The sequence below is a fragment of the Rossellomorea aquimaris genome, assembly GCF_001877785.1.
In the GTDB taxonomy this organism is placed as follows: domain Bacteria; phylum Bacillota; class Bacilli; order Bacillales; family Bacillaceae_B; genus Rossellomorea; species Rossellomorea aquimaris_A.
Genome location: NZ_MINN01000117.1, coordinates 202,913 through 221,150, shown reverse-complemented (window position 1 = coordinate 221,150; position 18,238 = coordinate 202,913). Strand labels below are relative to the sequence as shown.

At 48.7% G+C, this 18,238-nt stretch carries 13 protein-coding genes; 8 read left to right on the top strand and 5 right to left on the bottom strand.

What is annotated here, in order from left to right:
- Positions 1-31 precede the first annotated feature (31 nt).
- Both BHE18_RS17715 and BHE18_RS17710 read right to left on the bottom strand, forming a co-directional pair.
- A complete protein-coding gene (locus BHE18_RS17715; RefSeq protein ID WP_071619838.1) occupies positions 32-1,861 on the bottom strand; it encodes a bifunctional diguanylate cyclase/phosphohydrolase in 1,830 nt (609 codons plus the stop codon).
- A 196-nt stretch (positions 1,862-2,057) separates the two neighbouring features.
- Positions 2,058-2,624, bottom strand: a complete 567-nt coding sequence (locus BHE18_RS17710; protein WP_071619837.1) for a DUF5317 domain-containing protein — start codon at positions 2,622-2,624, stop codon at positions 2,058-2,060.
- Between the two features lie 262 nt (positions 2,625-2,886).
- Between BHE18_RS17710 and BHE18_RS17705 the strand changes: the two genes are divergently transcribed.
- The gene (locus BHE18_RS17705; protein ID WP_071619836.1) at positions 2,887-4,509 is read left to right on the top strand and encodes an alpha-glucuronidase family glycosyl hydrolase; all 1,623 of its coding nucleotides are present in this window, start codon (positions 2,887-2,889) and stop codon (positions 4,507-4,509) included.
- Positions 4,499-6,091, top strand: coding sequence for an FAD-dependent oxidoreductase (locus tag BHE18_RS17700; protein ID WP_071619835.1), 1,593 nt, complete (start codon positions 4,499-4,501; stop codon positions 6,089-6,091). The genes BHE18_RS17705 and BHE18_RS17700 overlap by 11 nt, the downstream gene beginning before the upstream one ends.
- Before the next feature lie 364 nt (positions 6,092-6,455).
- Here the strand turns inward: BHE18_RS17700 and BHE18_RS17695 are convergent, their stop codons facing one another.
- Together BHE18_RS17695 and BHE18_RS17685 are read right to left on the bottom strand one after the other, a co-directional pair.
- Complete coding sequence (locus BHE18_RS17695; RefSeq protein ID WP_071619834.1) at positions 6,456-8,681, bottom strand: FIMAH domain-containing protein; 2,226 nt, start codon at positions 8,679-8,681, stop codon at positions 6,456-6,458.
- A 580-nt stretch (positions 8,682-9,261) separates the two neighbouring features.
- Positions 9,262-9,894, bottom strand: coding sequence for a YesL family protein (locus BHE18_RS17685; RefSeq protein ID WP_071619832.1), 633 nt, complete (start codon positions 9,892-9,894; stop codon positions 9,262-9,264).
- 522 nt (positions 9,895-10,416) lie between these two features.
- On the opposite strand from BHE18_RS17685, the gene BHE18_RS17680 reads away from it, so the two are divergent.
- From BHE18_RS17680 to BHE18_RS17665, 4 genes are all read left to right on the top strand, one after another.
- Positions 10,417-11,673, top strand: a complete 1,257-nt coding sequence (locus BHE18_RS17680) for a sugar ABC transporter substrate-binding protein (RefSeq protein WP_071619831.1) — start codon at positions 10,417-10,419, stop codon at positions 11,671-11,673.
- A 72-nt stretch (positions 11,674-11,745) separates the two neighbouring features.
- Positions 11,746-12,699, top strand: a complete 954-nt coding sequence (locus tag BHE18_RS17675; RefSeq protein ID WP_083573865.1) for a carbohydrate ABC transporter permease — start codon at positions 11,746-11,748, stop codon at positions 12,697-12,699.
- A gap of 25 nt (positions 12,700-12,724) precedes the next feature.
- Entirely contained in the window at positions 12,725-13,528 is an 804-nt protein-coding gene (locus tag BHE18_RS17670; protein ID WP_071619830.1) for a carbohydrate ABC transporter permease, read from the top strand.
- A 23-nt stretch (positions 13,529-13,551) separates the two neighbouring features.
- Positions 13,552-14,451, top strand: a complete 900-nt coding sequence (locus BHE18_RS17665) for a Gfo/Idh/MocA family protein (protein WP_071619829.1) — start codon at positions 13,552-13,554, stop codon at positions 14,449-14,451.
- A 122-nt stretch (positions 14,452-14,573) separates the two neighbouring features.
- Here the strand turns inward: BHE18_RS17665 and BHE18_RS17660 are convergent, their stop codons facing one another.
- Positions 14,574-15,935 carry a hypothetical protein gene (locus BHE18_RS17660; protein ID WP_071619828.1) on the bottom strand — a complete coding sequence of 454 codons (1,362 nt, stop codon included), beginning with the start codon at positions 15,933-15,935 and terminating at the stop codon, positions 14,574-14,576.
- 208 nt (positions 15,936-16,143) lie between these two features.
- Between BHE18_RS17660 and BHE18_RS17655 the strand changes: the two genes are divergently transcribed.
- Positions 16,144-17,160: an NAD-dependent epimerase/dehydratase family protein gene (locus BHE18_RS17655; RefSeq protein ID WP_071619827.1), complete on the top strand. Its 1,017-nt coding sequence runs from the start codon at positions 16,144-16,146 to the stop codon at positions 17,158-17,160.
- Entirely contained in the window at positions 17,161-18,216 is a 1,056-nt protein-coding gene (locus BHE18_RS17650; RefSeq protein ID WP_171910742.1) for a dihydrodipicolinate synthase family protein, read from the top strand. It begins immediately after the preceding gene.
- The last annotated feature ends 22 nt before the right edge of the window (positions 18,217-18,238 follow it).

Sequence of the window (18,238 nt, the reverse complement as noted above, 5' to 3'; positions counted from 1 at the left end):
GACAATGAACCTGTCCCCCTGTCCCGCCCTTCTACACGGCTCTTTCGATATCAAGTTTGTCCTGGTAGTTTTCCTCGATCATGTGGATGAAGGGTTCCACGTATTGGGCGTCGAATTGTTTACCGGCGCATTCGCGAAGTTCCTTGATGGCTTCTGAGAATGATTTTGTTTTCTGATACGGCCTTTCTGTTGTCATCGCATCGAACGAATCGATGACACAGAGGATCCGGGCCAGTTTCGGAATGTTGTTTTCTTTTAGGCCGTAAGGGTACCCCTTGCCGTCATACCGTTCGTGGTGAAGCTCGATCAACGGCAGCAGTTCATCATACTTCTTGATCGAGGCGATGATTTCTTTTCCATAAATCACGTGTTTCTTCATCATTTCCCACTCGTGTGCATCAAGTTTCCCCTTCTTATTGATGACATCCCGCGGTATTTCCAGCTTGCCGATATCATGGATCAACGCTCCGAGAATCAGCGTCCGCTTTTCTTCACTGCTGAGATTCAGCCGCTCACTCATTTCAACGGCATACGAGTAAACCCGTTTACTGTGCTGATACGTGTAAATATCTTTGGATAGAAAAATCTGCAGCTGTTGTTCCAGCGCATCGATTTCTTCAGCGTACTGAAATTCCTGCTGATAATGATGATCTTCCTTATAAACTTGTATATTGTTCTTCCCCTGTGCTTTTGCAAAATACAGGGCCTTGTCCGCTTTTGACAGTAGTTCAGCAGAGCTGTATGTTCCTTTTTCAAATTCGACGATCCCCCCAGAGAAGGAGATGCAGCCGAGAGGGGAGACTTCGGTTCCTGGAAAATAGGTATTATTCAGTTCTTTCCGTACCTTATTCAAAAAGGAGAGTGCTTCCCTCTTTGAAGTATCGGGCAGGATGATGCCAAACTCCTCTCCTCCATATCGGGCAGCGATACAAGGGAGATCCCTGGTCTTTTCGTTCATGAACTTACCGAAGAATTTCAGCAGTTCGTCTCCTTTCACGTGACCGTTCGCATCATTGAATTTTTTGAAATCGTCAAGGTCCAGCAGGGCCACACAAAATGATCTGCCTCTATTCTCGGATAAAAGTTCATCCAAACGCAGCTTGAAGTAGCCATGATTATATAACCCCGTAAGGAAATCCATTTTTGCCTTCGCTTCTTCTTCTTTGTATAAGTTGAAAAAATTCCTGAATGCAAACGAAAGCATGACGGCCAGGATGATGAATAGAAAGATGCCGAAAATAGGCTCCTGGCTGAGCAAGATGGTCAGCACGAGTGACAGAACAAGGGTGCTTACGTAACTTGCGAATACTTCAGAGAGTATCTGTTTTTGCGTGGCTTCCCTCAGGATCGTCTTCAGCGAAGGTCTCCTGGCCAGATAAAAATAAAACCACATGATGACGACGTTAAAGAAAAAGTACACGGTCAATGAAGCCATATAAGGGAGGATATTCGAGAAATCAGTTGCTCCCACGGTTCCTCCCGTTAAAATGAAAACGTAGTAAGTGGAAATCAGCATGAGAGAATAATTGGCAAAGTTAAAGAGATGTTTCCACCAGGCAAGCTTGAATTGGATAAAAAGAAAAACAAGCCCGCTGAGTGCGAGTGTGAGCAGGGGGATTTTCAATCCAAACAAAAAAAGACCTGCTAAGTAGATAGAGGAATCCATGGACAATGTATTGCCGGATAAGGGGATGATGATGTTGAAGTGGTTTAACAGCAGGATGGAACCTACTAATGTGTAGATGATCACCCAGTTTGATAGATCCTCCGTTCCCAGACTCGGGGGAAGATGATAGGCAAACAATCCCGTTCCAAATAGACAAATGAACGCAATGTAAACGTTTTGTGGTTTCAAAGACATCTTTATCACTCTCTCGAAAAGAATAAGGGCCGGCCCATCATGAATGTTATGTATCAATGGGACGGCCTTAATGTTATTTTTTAAAATTCCCAGAACTTCCATCCTGAAGTCAGGGCTACGATTGCAGAACCAACGATAATAAGGTTAATAACGGCCGCTTTAGCTTTATTTTTCATTATAACTCACCTCCTTTAAATTAAGTAGTGGTTGATAGAAGTTTATCCTTCTTTCGGACCATCACAGATTGGATGAAAAGATAGGCCCCTATGTTCATGACGACATCCCCGATGCTGATGGCCTGCTCCCTTGGATAAGGGGCGGACAGAGGGATGATATCACCGAGAAAAGCCAGATTGGTAGATTCGGTTACCAACGTGTGTTTCGCGTAGAGGGCATTCTTCGTTGCTTCCAGATAATAAGGATCAATGACAGACGCTGCTTCGAGGGATACCGGCATTCTTCCTCCATTTACGGCCATGACAATAAAGTTCAGCAGCACCCCGATGAAAATCGTGATGAACTGAGGGTGATGGCGATTCGCCAATAAAAAGTAGAGTCCGACGACATACACCGCCATAAATGAGAGATTACTAATCTGCCCGACCCACTCTATCTTATTTTGAAAATAAAAAATGACGATTTGGAATAAGAGCAATAGAGGGAAGACCCACCCCTTCTTAAAAGTGAGATCGGCAAACCCTTTCAGGCTTCCCCCGCGAATGAAACCAATGATGATGGCAATCAAAATTCCGTCAAAGACCATGAGATATCCTCCGATTTAGCTGTAAATATGAATGTGAAGTGACAAAATATTATAAAAACTGACACAATCTACTTCCATTATAACGGAAATTAAATGGAAATGTTTACTTTTTTTGAAATTTTTTTGGGACAGGGGGACAGGTTCATTGTCCCAGCACGCTGGGACAATGAACCTGTCCCCCTGTCCCTTTAAAGTCATTTTATGGACGTGAGGTAAGGGATATGGTTAGAGGTAGGTATAGGATGGAGGGGAGTATGCTGTGATGAAGGAAATCGTATATTTTAATGACCACGTCACCACTCTTTTTGCGGTGGAGGAGCTAAGGAGGCTGTTCAGGGGTGCGGGAATTGAGGCCGCTATAAAGAGGAACGGTCCTCCGGGTCCAGAACTGGAAGTCATAAATTTAATGCTCGAAAAAGACTACAACACATCCGGATGGTGTGCCGATCAGTTGTCCTTGAAAAATGACGGGTTCGCGGTTATCGAAGACGAAAAGCATGTGTCGATCATCGGAAAAGAAGAACGTTCATTGTTATACGGCGTGTATGATTTTTGCGCGAAAAAACTCGGATATAGCTGGGTTCATCTGTCAGAAAAAAGACAGCATCCATCTGCAAAAAATACCGCTTGTCAGGAAGAACCCTTATTTAAAAGACGCGGCAATGTCATTGAAACGGTCAATGATCCCATATACATAAACCGCCTGATCGACTGGGGAGTCAAAAACGGGCTGAATGAATTTTTCTTCACCTTTTTCCTTTGGGATAAAATAAAAAAATATGTCGAAGGGGAACTGGCCAAACGCAGTATGAATGTCACGCTCGGCGGCCACAGCCTTTCTTTCTTAATAGAAGAAAAAGGACACCAGGCCCTTCATTTCCTTAAAGACATCGGTCTGCAGGATCGGGTTATAAAGCGGATTAAGGATATCTGCCGGGAATCGCCGGTCGTTACCAGGGTCTCATTGTGGCCGGAAGACGTGGGGATCGGGAAAGAAGAGAACGCTGCTTTTATGCCGGCTTACATAGCCTTCACGGAGAAGCTGAAGGAAGCATTGGGGAAATTGAACGTTCAAGTGGAACACATCGTGTATAACGCGGGTCTGGAATGGAATATGCTTGAACGCTCCGGGGGGACCGAAGCCTCCGGGGAAGCGGATGTGTTGTACGCATATTGGGGCAGGGATTATTCCCGCTCCCTCCATCATCGGGGCGGCGGGCAGGCGCGGGCAGCAGCCAGCCTCAAGGATTGGAGGGCGGAGACCATGAAAAACGGCAGATCCTTTACCGTGCTTGAATACTACAGTGACCATTTCATGCTGAGTGAACTTTTTCCTCCGCTCCTGAACAGGATGAAGGAAGATATGGACGACTATAAGAAACTCCAGGTGGACGGAATCCTGAATTTGATCGTACCCTGCCACCTGAAGTCTGAACGGCTGGCTGATTATCCTTGGAAATGGATTCACCAGCTGAACAATTACATGTTTGCGGGCTTGAGCTGGGGCAAGGAGTACAGCGCGCTGGCCGGCGACTATCGTTCTTTCCTTGGAGAGGAACATTTTTCAACTTTATTGAAATTGGAAAAAATCATCGCCAGGCACACCGTTTGGAATGTCCCGTTGTTCCCGGCGCGGGTCGTGGATCCGGAAAAAGTGAAAAGCCGTGAAGATGGCCGGGAAATCATGCGCTTCCTGGATGAAGTCATTGATTTTCTTGAAAACCAAACGCCTGCCGTCGATGACCGGCTGCTCGCCATTCAAACCAAGGACAACTTCGGTTCTTTTTCCACTGAGGAAATGCTGTTGATCTACTTTGATTTCCTGAAAAAATCTGCCGCTGCTTCTAAGTGCGGCTGGCTGGAAGGAGCCGCTGATGGACTATAATAAACTGAAATACTATGAACCTGCTGAAAAAATGGCTCAGCCTTTTACAGTAAAGGAAGATTTAATTGTTTACGGCGCAACCCCTGCAGGCATCACATGCGCCATCCAGGCAAAGAAGATGGGACTGTCAGTCGCCATCTCCGAATTCAGCCGTCATATCGGCGGGATTACGGCAAGCGGACTGGGTGCGACGGATTTCGGAGCCAAAGAAGCGATCGAAGGCTTGTCCAGGGAGTTTTATAAGAGAATCGGAGACTATTACGGACAAGAAGAGCAGTGGACCTTTGAGCCTAAAGCAGCGGCTGCGGTTTTTAAAAAGTGGCTTGCTGACTATCATATTCCAGTCTACTGCAATCAGCACCCTGCAAAAGTAGAGAAGGAAGATAAGAAGATTAAGAGGATCATCATGGAAAATGGCTGTATCTTTGAAGGAAGCTTTTTCGTGGACGCGGGCTATGAAGGGGACCTTATGGCCAAGGCGGGGGTTTCCTATGCGGTGGGCCGCGAGCCGAATACTGAGTACGGCGAGACCTATAACGGGATCCGGTTCGGGGAACCTCATCATAAATTTGAGCTGCGTGTCGATCCCTATGTGACGGCAGGCGACAGGGGGAGCGGTCTTTTGCCTGGCGTGGAGGAGGTTGCTGCCGGGTCTGAGGTCCAGGGTGAAGGCGATCACCGGATACAGGCGTATAACTTCCGCATCTGTTTGACAAAAGAGCCTGAAAACCGCATTCCGTTCCCGAAGCCACCTTTTTATGAAGGGGACCGTTATGCCTTGCTGCTCCGTTACATACAAGCGGGTGTATGGGACGCGCTGAATCTCCACACCATGCTGCCAAATGGAAAAACGGACCTCAATAATTACGGGGCGGTCTCCACTGATTTTATCGGTGGGAATTACGACTGGCCGGATGGAAGTTTTGAAAAGAGGGAAGAAATCTTCCAGGAGCACTTCAATTATAATCTCGGCATGCTGTATTTCTTGAGTCACGATGTAAGGGTACCTGATGCGATCCGTAACGAAGTGTCCGAATGGGGGCTCCCGGCGGATGAATTCATGGAAACCGGCCACTGGCCGCATCAATTGTATATCCGGGAAGGCAGGAGGATGATCTCGGACTATGTGATGACCGACCGGAATTGTCTGGGTCAGACAACCGCAGGGGAGTCAATCGGTCTCGCATCCTATCAGATGGATTCCCATCACTGCAGGCGGGTCGTCATCGACGGCGCCTGCGTCAATGAAGGGGACGTCGAAATCCCGATTTCGCCTTATCCGATTTCTTTGCGCTCGATCCGTCCGAAAGCGGAAGAATGCACAAATCTGCTGGTGCCTGTCTGTTTATCGAGTTCTCATATTGCCTTTGGATCCATCCGGATGGAACCGGTGTTCATGATCATCGGGCAGTCTGCGGGGGCTGCGGTGAGCCTTGCTTTTGAAAAAGGGTCATCGGTTCAGGATGTGGGATACGGGGAGTTGAGAGATGTATTGCTGAAAGCGGGTCAGGTCCTGGAATGGGATGAGAGTGTGGAGGATGATCCGGAAGAGCGGATGAGGAGTACGTTTGGGCGGGGGTGAGGATTGTGAGTTGCTTTTCTGGGTATAGGGGCGGCTGCAGGGTTGGTGTTTGGCTGCTGGAGCGCAGAAGGGTCGTCGATTTTTGTCGAATTGTCGGTATCCTACCTTTTTTTGTTGGTAAATCTGAAAAATTGTTGGCAAACGCTCAGAATTTGTTGGTAAATCCCTATTTTTGTTGGCAAACGCTTAGGAATTGTTGGTATCGCCCCCATCCCCGTAGAAAACCTTCATATTCTTGGTGATATATCCCTTCTCCTGAAAAAAACTTGAAAATGGTTGGAGGACTACCAAATCCCCGCCGCCTCAATCCCATACCATCAAAAACCCGGTTCGGTGCCCCGCACCGAACCGGGTTTTTTCAAAACTACAACTCTATCGTCTTAAGAGCCAGTTTAACCTCCAAATCATTCGCCACATCTTCACCCTTTGCTTTCTTCAAGTGTCCCAATGCTTTATCAACGAATTTCCGTGCCTGATCCAAATCACCCTTATCGCGATGATGGGCCGCCTGCTTCAGTGAGTTGATCAGCTGTTTATGGACAGGGTGGCTGATATTTCCGTCCGCCGCTTCTTCAGAAATCAAGTCCATTGCGGATTCCAACGTATTTTCCAGCACCTCGATCTTCATCAAGTCCGTTCCATCCGCATAATAAATGTCGCCGTCGATGCCGACAGTCATAAGCTCTGTCGAACCAAGCGTTTTATAATGCAGTGTATCCGGATCGATGGCCGTCAGTTTTCCGGCAAGCGTCGTGTACATCATATCGTTGTCATCCCAGCGGATGTGGATCGGGCGCCATCTGCCGTAATGTTTCACATCTTCATAGATGGTCCTGCTTTTTACTACTTCCAGCGTCTCGGGATCCATGGCGAAGATCGTTCCGTCGGCTGCCGACCATAACAGGCCGTCCGGACCTTCACTCATTCCGCTGATCATTCGCGGATCGTAATCGAGACCGGGGATGTCAGGGACGAATTCAGTGATCTTCTCATTGCTTTCAAGGTCCCACACAAAGACTTTTGCAGCTTCTTCTGTCGGGTCAATTCCAAGACCGCCTGCTATCGTGGTCGAACCGTACAACTTGTCTCCTTTTTCAGCAAGTGCGACAATCGCCTGGTTGTGGATGACGTTTTCGAAAACCTGGGCATTGTCAGGATCAGCGGGATCAAGGATCGTCAATGACCCGCCAAGTTTTCCGTAATCAGGGATCGTGCCGATATAGAGCTTATCATTCACAGGCTCCATTTCGAACGGTCTGTCCTGATGGGGGATATCATAGATTTGCTGTCTGTCCAGTACTTCCTTGGTGGTATCAAGTTCGTAGATGATCGCTCCGGGGTAAACCCCGAAATACATCTTATCCCCGATTGCCGCCATTCCTTCCGCCTGTCCGAGCGTGAACATTTCAGAAGTACCGGAATCAGGACGGTAAACCGCACCCTTTCCGCCCGGGTAGCCGCTCATATATAAATTCCCGTCCGGTCCGTTTTCAAGGGTCTGGATCGGAATCGGATTTCCGACCACCGGAAGTTGAATGGTTTTTACTTTTTTCGTCTCAAGATTCATGTATGTGACTTGTCCGGCAAATTGGACAGTCACGAGTGAGTATCCCGGGAAATCCGGGTCACCTTCCAGTTCCACCCAGCCAGTGTTGCGGATGAATGTGCCGAACCTGACACCTGTATCACTTGCGGCAAGGGTTTCGTGGTCGATTTCCATGATTCGCCCGTTCTGCAGGAAGTAAGCCTTATTGCTTCCAGGAAGCCCCTGGATAAGCCGGAGCCCTTTATTATTTTCATAGTAAGTATCTTCCCATTCATTCGTAATTGTATTATAGAAGAGAAGCGAATTATCACCGCCGCCGACTCCTGCTACAATATAGTCGCCGAACGCATCCATCTGCCATACGCTTGATCCCTGGATGACGTGGTCCGGAACAGGGATCGACTCATATTCGCCTGTTTCCACATCAAGTTTCACCATACGGTTGTCGACACCGACACCAAGATAAAGGAATCCATCGTGGTAAGCGGTTGAGCGCGTGTAACTTTGACCGGGTGCGACTGTTCCGTAATCCCTCATTTCGCCTGTACTCGGGTCATACATCCCGGCTTTCGCGTTCGGGAAAGATCCGAAGTAAACGCGGCCATCTTCATCATAGGATAAGCCGTACACCACGCTTTCCCCGATCCCGCCAAGGTCTTTCACTTCCTGTGTCCCGGGGGAGTACTCGTACAGATGTCCGTTTCCTCCGATGTACACATTGCCATTCGGAACGGTGATATGTGTCCACACGGCACCCGTCCCTTCAAGCGGATAGGATCTCAGCACTTCCTTCGATTCCAGGTCAATTACCTGGAAAATGGCCGGGCTTCCTGAAACGGTCGTGTACATGACGTCGTGTCCGTCCTCCTCACCATAAGCAGAATCATAGACCGCAACGCTTTCAATATGGTGGCCAAGATTGACCGGGTCTGCAAAATTACTGTCTGCCGCGGCTGTGGGGGAACCTGCCGGGACATACATGGAGCCGGCCAGCATGATCAATGCCAAAGCGATGATCCAGAACGATTTTCCTTTATTCTTCATTCTCCCATCTCCTCTGAAAATAGTATTCTTTTTATTGCCTGGTCCTTTTTACACCGCCTTTCTTACTCATGTATGTCAGCGCTTTCTTCGGTGATGTATGTTAGTCATTTGTGAAACTTCCGCATGCTGTTATTCCTATTTTTATAGATTTAGAACCCCTGAAACAAGTCTTTAAATAGTCGTAATGTTAGATGGGAAAATAGACCTGCCATCGTTCTTTTAGCCAGTAGTTGCAATACCGCTTTTTGATTTCCGTGCAAGACTTCGCTTTCCGCGGGTGACCCGTGAGCCTCCTCGGCTTTGCCTGCGGGGTCTCACATGTCCAGCTGCAGGACTTAGAGGCACATGTCATAAGTCAAATCGACCAAGAAGGCAAAGAACGCCTTCCCGGCCAATTCGTCTTATGCCACCCGCCTCTCTTCAAAGCCCTTCCGCTTTTCCGATTGGCAACTTCTCCCGCAGGAGTCTTCGTCTTGCACTCCAATCAACCGCTGGGGTTGCGATAATCTCAAAAGAGCAGTTTGATAATTTCCCCCTCAAAAAAAAACCGCTCCCAAACCGGAAGCGGTCCATCTCATCATCAAGCTGTCTTATTTTCTGCACTGTTCAATTTCTTCCTCTCCACTTTTTCAAAAGCCCGCAGCCCGATCCACATCACCGCATAGGCAAGGACGCTTCCACTAAACAGGGGAATGATACCGGGCAGAAGGGACACACTCCCGTATAAAAGGCCGCATGCAGCCGCCATTTGGATCAGTTCGAGCGGTGAGGTCAATGCAATCAGCAATGACTGCTTCAGGACCTTCCAGAACGGCAGGTCAAAGTGGACGTAAACCGGAAAGAAAAAGAAGAGGGTGATCATATACCAGATCAGGATCAACACGATCACCGGGACGAGGAAGGTCAGCTTCCCGCTGTTCATTCCGATGAAAGTGAAGTCGTAATAAAGGATATAACCGATCACTGTAAAAATAAGGCCGCAGCCGTTCGATTTAAAAAATTCCTTCTTATATGTATGCCAAAACGACGTGAACACCGGGCCGGTCCCGTCACGGAGCTGCCATTTTCTCACCACAGTGAACAGCGCGGCGGTGGCAGGGAAAAAACCGAATGCCACAAGGCCCGCAAAAGTAAACAACACCCACAGCAGGTTGAGGTATGCAAGCTTAAGCATCCCGTACACAATCGTATTAAACCGTTCCCATCCTCCCATATTTCCACCCCTTTTGTGAACTACTATACGTCACGGATAGAAAGGATTGCAACGATTTTTCCCATTATTCAAAATCCTTTTAAAAAGGGAAGGGCTGTTTTTATTAAGCTCTTTTCGCATACTTTGTTGCTTTACACACAAGAAAATGCCGGAACTTAGGGTTTTCTGATGTCCTTCTACCTGTGGTTTAAACTTGAATTCGAAAAGAGCACGTCCACAAAGAAACATACAGGCTGCTGGACAATTTACGAAAAGCAACAATCTTTTAGAAAACAACCTTTTATTAAAGACAATTAAGAGACTTGTCTCTTTTAAAAAAACGAATTAGACTTGAAGAAAGGTTATGAATATTTTTACAATTCAGATTTGACGAGTGGGAATTGACTGCTGCTGCAGACATGACAGCGGTCTATAATGCTGTTCAGAATACCAGGGGGGTGTCTAACGGAAGGCAAGCATCTTTAAGAGTCATAACAAAGGGGTTCACAGTTTCAAAAAATAAATAAGAAGAGGGGATCATTCATGCAAAAGAAATTGACGTTTCTCTTAGTATTAGTCATGGGACTTTTCCTGATGGCTGCCTGCAGTTCGAAGGATGAAAAGGCAGGAGGAAAAGCAGGGGACGGGGAAGTTTCCGGTGAAATCACGGTTTGGGTCCATCCTTATACAGGTGACGCGGATGCAGAGAAAAAGATGTGGGATGAAATTGTTGCTTCTTACAAGGAGAAATTTGATGTGGATGTAAAGATCGAGACGATTCCTTGGGCAAACCGGGATCAAAAGGTATTGACGGCACTCGCTGCCAACAACGGTCCGGATGTCTTTTATGCCATCCCTGACCAGATGCCTCAATATGCAGACGAAGGGATGCTTCTAGAGCTGGATCCTTACTTGAAAGATAACGATATGGATGATTTTGTTGATACAGCGCTGCTTTCAACAAAATGGAAGGATAAAACGTACGGACTTCCAATTCTTCAGGAAGCGTACACGCTTTTCTACAATAAAGAAGTCATCAAAGCAATCGGTGAAGATCCTGAAAAACTTCCCGCTACTTGGGATGAGTTCTCTGACTGGGCTAAAAAGGCTAAAGACAAAGGGTTCTACGCACTCAGCTATCAGGGCGGCGGTTCTATGAACGGAACATTGTATCCGTTCCTGTGGCAGGCAGGCGGGGAAGTCATCACGCAGGATGATGAAGTGAAGATCAACAACGAAGCAGGCGTCGAAGCGTTTGAGTTCATCAATAATATGTATAAAAAAGGCTGGATTCCTGAAGATTCCGTTACGGCGATGGAACATGATGCCTTATGGAACGGCGGGAAAATGCTCGCTGTTCAAGGATCAGGTATTTCACTGACAAATCTTCAAAAGAGCGGACTTGACTTCGTCATCGCTCCGCCGCTTAAAAACAAGGAACAGGCCACATACGGTACTACGGGAATGTTCGTGGTTCCATCGAACAGTGACAACCCGGATGCGGCAGCAGAGTTCATCAAAGTCGTGACCAATGCTGAAAACCAGCGTAAATTCAACACGCTGACACAGTATATCCCGGCTCGTGAATCAGCGAAGGATATCTTTGACGACCAGAAATATCTAAGCCAGCTTTCCGAGTATACACAATATGCACAGCCGGGTGTCATCCACCCGATCGGACGCTCCATCATGCCTGGTATCCAGGCCGAAGTGCAGACGATGATGGCAGGTGAGAAGACACCTGAGGAAGCAGCCGATGCAGCTGCAGAAGCAATCAAAGCGGAACTCGCCAAACAATAGTGTTTTAGGCAGAGAGTACTGATCCTTCCCGGATTGGTGCTCTCTGTTTCCTAACTTACATAAAAGAAGGTGATGAAACTGATTAACACAGAGACGGTCAAACGTGAACTGAAAGTGAAAAATAAAAAATTGCCTCTGAAAACCCGGATCAAGCGTGAATGGGACCGGAATGCGATTGTCTACATCTTTCTCATACCCACATTGATTCACTTCCTGATATTTCAGATCTTCCCGTTTGCGTTCAGTTTTGTCCTGACATTTCTGGATTGGAAGGTCATCGGTGATCCGGAATTTGTCGGGCTTAAGCACTGGATGAGGTTCCTCGAGGATAAACTCGCTTGGAAAGCGATTTGGAATACGGTCTTATTCTCCATTTACTATATCGTCCCTACGATGGCACTGGGGTTGATCCTTGCCCTGATCATCAATTCAGGTGTGTGGCTGAAAGGATTCTTCAAGGGTATTTTCTTCCTGCCTGTCGTCACTTCCTTCGTCATCATCGCCGGGATCTGGGGATGGCTGTTCAGGGGGACTGAATCAGGTATGGTGAACTATCTCCTCAGCCTGTTCGGTGTTGATACACAGCTGTTTCTTTCCGATTCGGGCCAGGCACTGATCGTCCTTGCGGGCCTCAGTATTTTCAAAGTGGCCGGAAGCACGATGATTTACTATTTTGCCGGACTGCAGTCAATCGATAAGCAGCTGTATGAATCAGCCAGGATAGACGGGGCGACGCCGTTCAGGATTTTCTGGTCGATCACGTTCCCGCTGTTGAAACCGATCCACTTTTATGTGGCAATCATCACCACGATCGGTTCGTTCCAGATCTTCGACTCCACCTTCCTCCTTACGGGCGGCGGGCCGAACTATGCTACAACGACGATCGTGTTTTATCTGTACCAGCAAGGGTTTGGAGGGCTTAACTTGAGCTACGCAGCGGTTCTCTCCTACGTGTTGTTCTTTATCATCCTGATCATCTCGCTCATCCAGAGGAAATACATGGGTCAGGAAACGAAATATTATTAATCCCCAGGGTAAAGGAGGGTGAACAATGGGAAAAGTCATAAAATATTTAGCGCTGGCGGTATTGGCACTCTGTTTTCTCTTGCCGTTTGTCATCATGGCGCTTGGTTCGTTTAAAGAAATGCAATACGCACTGCTTGATCCGCTCTTCTGGATCCCCGAGGATCCGACGTTTGGCAACTATAAATATTTGATAGGAAATGGACTCTTCGTCCGCTGGATCTTCAACTCGGTCGTCATCACGATCATCCCTGTTTTCAGCCAGATGATCTTCTGTGCGATCCTGGGTTATATTTTTGCAAAAAAACAATTCCCGGGGCGCGAGGCCATCTTCTGGATATTCATGGCGGTCATCATGATCCCTCAGCAGCTTCTCATCATCCCGAAATATATCATGTTCGCGGATTTCGGCTGGATCAATACGTATTGGGCATTGATCATACCTGAGCTTTGGGGGATCATGGGCGTTTTCCTCGTCCGTCAGTTCCTGCAGAGCATCCCGAATGATTTGGAAGAAGCGGCCCGCATCGACGGGGCGAATGATATCAAAGTCTTCTTCAAGGTGATTCTGCCGCTGTCGATCCCGGTTGTCGCGACAGTCGGAACGTTCTCGTTTATTTCCAACTGGAACGATCTTTTCCAGCCGCTGATCTATATGACGAGGGAAGAAATGTTCCCGGTGACGGTAGGGCTGGCGTCTATTCTCGGTAAAGAAGGGAACTTCGGGATTGAAATGGCCGGTTCGACGCTGTCATTCATTCCGACATTCCTGATTTTCTTATTCTTCCAGCGCTACTTCACGGAAGGAATCCAGATGTCGGGACTTAAGTAGTTCACGGAAAGGCGGTCGGGCAGATGAAAGATCTCAACATCGGCATGGTCGGTCTGGATACCTCCCATGCCTCTGTTTTCACCAGATTATTAAATGATTCAGGCGGGGAGCATCATGTACCCGGAGGGAAGGTCATTAAAGCCTTCCCTGGAGGCTCACCGGACTTTGAACTGAGTGTCAGCAGGATCGGGCGGATCACTGAGGAAGTACGCAGGCACGGAGTTGAAATCGTGGATACTCTGGAGGAAACGGCGGAAGGGACCGACGCCGTCCTGCTTGAATCGGTGGACGGCAGTACTCATTTGGAGCAGCTGAGGAGACTGATTGTTTACAGAAAGCCGATTTTCATCGATAAGCCCTTCAGTCTCTCGTCCTCGGAAGCAGAGGAAATGGCTGCACTGGCAAGTACCTATTCAACACCAATCGTCAGCACGTCAGCGCTTCGTTTTTCAGAGGGATTGAGAGATGTTTTGTCGAGAAAGGATAAAGGTGCGATCATCGGTGCTGACTGTTTCGGACCGATGGATATGATCGCCGGTCAGGGTTACTTCTGGTACGGGATCCATGCGGTCGAAATGCTCTTCGCGATTCTGGGGGAAGGGACAGAAGCTGTTACCGTAAATTGCAATGATGACCATGACCTCATCGTCGGAAGGTGGAGGGACGGAAGAATTGGGACGGTCAGAGGGAACCGCTCCGGCTGCCAGCAGTTCGGGGCCCTCGTCCACTTTGAAAAAGGGACGGAGTATGTAAATGTGGCTGCTGATGCCAAGCCTTTCTACGCGAGTCTTCTGGAAGAAATCATCCGTTTTTTCCAAGGCGGCAGCCCGGGGGTCAAGTTGAGTGAAACACTTGAAATCATCCGTTTCATCGAATCGGCGGGCGTAAGCCGGGTTTCAGGGGAGAGGGTGGACATTGAATAGGATTCACGGCAAATAAAATAGAATTCAGGACGCTTCCCGAATTCTATTTTTCAATTGCCCGGATCCGTAGGCTGGAGCCTCAAACTGGCTGCTTCAGAATCAACCGTCTCAGCCTTTCTGCTTTACTGAACCTTTTCATCCATCGTAAAACTCAAGCGGTAGATGCGGCGCGGCCGGCCTTTGTGGGTAAGCTTTTCCTCACCGACGATGTCGACAAGTTCGGCGTCCATCCATTTCAGCAGGATCCGGTGGGCGCTCCGGACCGTGATGTTGAGGGTTGAAGCAAGTTCCTGTGCCGTGTAGTCGACAATTCCGTATCGTTCGACCCTTGCCATCAATTTGGTCATGTAGGAGGCGGACATTCCCGCTTTTTCGGCCCTGTCGAGGAGTTCTGCATCGGTTATGGCGAGATCATACCGCTCGTACTGGGTGTTTGTCGTGATATCGACGGGACCGAGGACGCTTCTGTTCTCGCGGACGATGTAGCATACATCCCCGCCGGAATCCTTGGCCTGCCTGAGAGCGAGCCGTGCATGGCTGCCGGCTTCGGCCGCCGTCGATCCGAAGCCGACCCCGATGCTCAGGGTGATCCCCATCGCATGGTTGGTTTCCTGCAGCAGCGGGATGAATTTGTAGCCTCGCGTTTCCCGTTCAAAGATGCCCCGGGTCGTGATGAAGGAGTATTCCTCACCGCCGAGGTTGATGAGATGCCCGTCCAGTTGTTTTATGTAATCAAGCAGCATCTGCTGGATGTTTAATTTCAGCAGCTGGACATCGTGCTCCGAATGGTATTTCTCTGTGATTTTTTTAAAGTCATCGACATTGATCAAGCCGAACACGATTTGGGACTCCTTGTTCCTCCGCGTTTCGGTGGCGAGGAGGGCCCTCTCCAGCGAGACGATCATGTCCTGCTGGGTCGGGGTCACCCATTCATAAGGGATGTTCAGCTCAACAAGGCGTTTGGATACTTCCTGGATCCCGGTCAGGGCGATGGCACCGTGCCTTTCATGATTGTCGATGTGGAACCCCACGATGTCACTGATCAGCGGAGGGTTGGACTGCTTCTGGAAGACGGATAGTTCGCTGTTTTCCTCCCCGAGCTCGGCCAGTATTTTCTCGACATATTTCTTTTCGATCGTATCAATTGAAAGATTCTTCAGTCCGTGCCTGTTTTTGATCAGGAAGAGGGATCGGTACAACCCCGTCCCCATCAGCGGGACATGATGGACCGGGATCGGGAAATCGAGGAACTGCTTTGCGAGATTGTACAGATGGTACTCGGTGAACATGAGTACGTCAACGTCATACATCAGGTCTTTAGCGGCCTCGGCAATGATGCTCCCGGGTTTGATGACTGAGAAATGCGGTTTGAAATTAGGGAATGACTTCAATGTCTCTTTCGTTTGGGCGACGAGCTCTTCGGGCCCGATGATTCCGATATTGATTTCAGAGTTATCGTGAATGGATTTTTTGCTTCTCAACATGCTCCCCCCATTACATGCTTTTATAGACATGTCTTTTTATTTAATGATAAAGATAATAGTCTGAATTGTCAAAATTCAGTTAAGTAAAATATTTCTGCCCGCCCACTTTAAAGACCATTTAAAGACTTGTCTTTTAATAAGCGGCTTCATAAGATGTTGATAAGAAATTATCAGAAAGTTCAATCTTACATTTCAGGAGAGTGGTTTGATGAAAACGATTCAAGAATTAGAAGTTTTTATGACAGAACCTTCACAGGCGCTGGTCGAGGATATCAGGAAGCTGGACGGTGATCTCATGATCGTCGGCGTCGGCGGAAAGATGGGCCCGACCCTGGCCAAGATGGCAAAAAGGGCGATCGACAAGGCCGGAGTGAGCAAAAAGGTGTATGGCATTTCAAGATTTTCAACGCCTGACTTAAGGAATGAGCTGAATGCATTCGGAATCCATACGGTCTCGGCGGACTTGTTGAAGGAAGAAGATCTCCAGGCGCTGCCGCAGGTGAAAAACATCATCTTCATGGCTGGGAATAAGTTCGGGACGGTCGGCAATGAGCATTTCACCTGGGCCATGAACGCTTATCTGCCGGGACGGTTCGCTGAGAAGTTCCCCGATTCGCGCATCGTGTCATTTTCAACGGGCAATGTGTATCCGCTTACGGATGTGATCAAAAGCCACTGCGGGGAAGATCAGCCCGTCAACCCGATCGGGGAGTATGCACAGTCGTGCCTCGGGCGTGAACGCGTCCTCACTTATTTTTCCCATAAAAATGATACGCCGATGCTGTTTTTCAGATTGAACTACGCCATCGACCTGCGGTACGGTGTCCTGCTTGAAGTGGCGAGGCAGGTATACAATGGGCAGCCGATCGATTTGACGATGGGGAATGTCAATGTCATCTGGCAGGGGGATGCGAATGAATATGCGCTCAGATCTCTGCTGCACACGGAGTCCCCGCCAAAAATCCTCAATGTGACGGGTCCCGAGACGATTTCTGTCCGCTGGCTTGCAGAAGCCTTTGCCAAACGCTTCAAAAAACAGGCGGTGTTCGTCAATGAAGAACAGCCGACAGCCCTGCTGAATGATGCTTCACAGGCCCATAAATTATTCGGCTATCCTAAAGTGACGATGCAGCAGATGATCGAGATGACAGCGGATTGGGTGGAGAGGGACGGCTATACGTACAATAAACCGACCCATTTCCAAGAAAGGCAAGGGGCATTTTAAATGCTGAATCCATCGGTTAAGAAGTCATTGCATGAAGGTGCCTTCATCCCGGCCCACCCCCTCGCGATCACCGGGGATAAGGAGCTGGATGAGAAGAGCCAGCGGGCATTGACCAGGTATTATATCGATTCTGGCGTCGGCGGCCTTGCCGTCGGGGTCCATACGACGCAATTTGAAATCCGCGATCCCCGCTTCAATCTTTATCAGAGGGTATTGAAGCTTGCCGTCGAAGAGATGAAAGGGGCGGGTGTCCCTGATTCGTTCATCAAAGTGGCAGGGATCTGCGGACCGGCTGATCAGGCGGCTGAAGAAGCAGAATTCTCGAGAGATGCCGGGTATGATCTGGGGCTGCTCAGTATGGGCGGATTGCAGGATCATACAGAGGAACAGCTGCTGGATCGGACGAAAAGGGTGGCTGACATCATCCCGGTGTTCGGCTTTTATCTGCAGCCTGCAGTCGGCGGCAGGATTTTATCCTATGAATTCTGGGAAGCATTCGCACGTATCCCGAATGTCCACGCCATCAAGCTGGCACCTTTTGACCGGTATCTGACCGCCGAGGTCGTCAGGGCGGTCTGCCGCTCGGGACGTGAGGAAGAGATCGCCCTCTACACCGGTAACGACGACAATATCGTCAACGATCTATTGACGAACTATAAATTCAATGTGAATGGCGAAGTGAAGGAGAAGGGGATCGCCGGGGGACTTCTCGGACACTGGTCTGTGTGGACGAAGCGGGCGGTTGAATTATTCCATGAAATCAAACAGCTGGAGCCGGACGATTGCGTCCCCCCTTCGATGCTTACCCTCGCTCAGGAAATCACCGATGCGAACGGCGCTTTCTTTGATGCAAAGAATGGCTTCAAGGGAAGCATTGCCGGGATCAACCAGGTCCTCGCCGCCCAGGGATTGATGAAGGGGCGGTGGTGTCTGGCCGATAAGGAAGAGCTCAGCCCCGGCCAGCTGGATGAAATCGACCGCGTACGCAGGGCTTACCCTCATTTGCATGATGATGATTTTGTTGAAGAAAATCTCGCAAAATGGCTGGGCAGCTGATGTTGTTCACAGAAAACGGGAG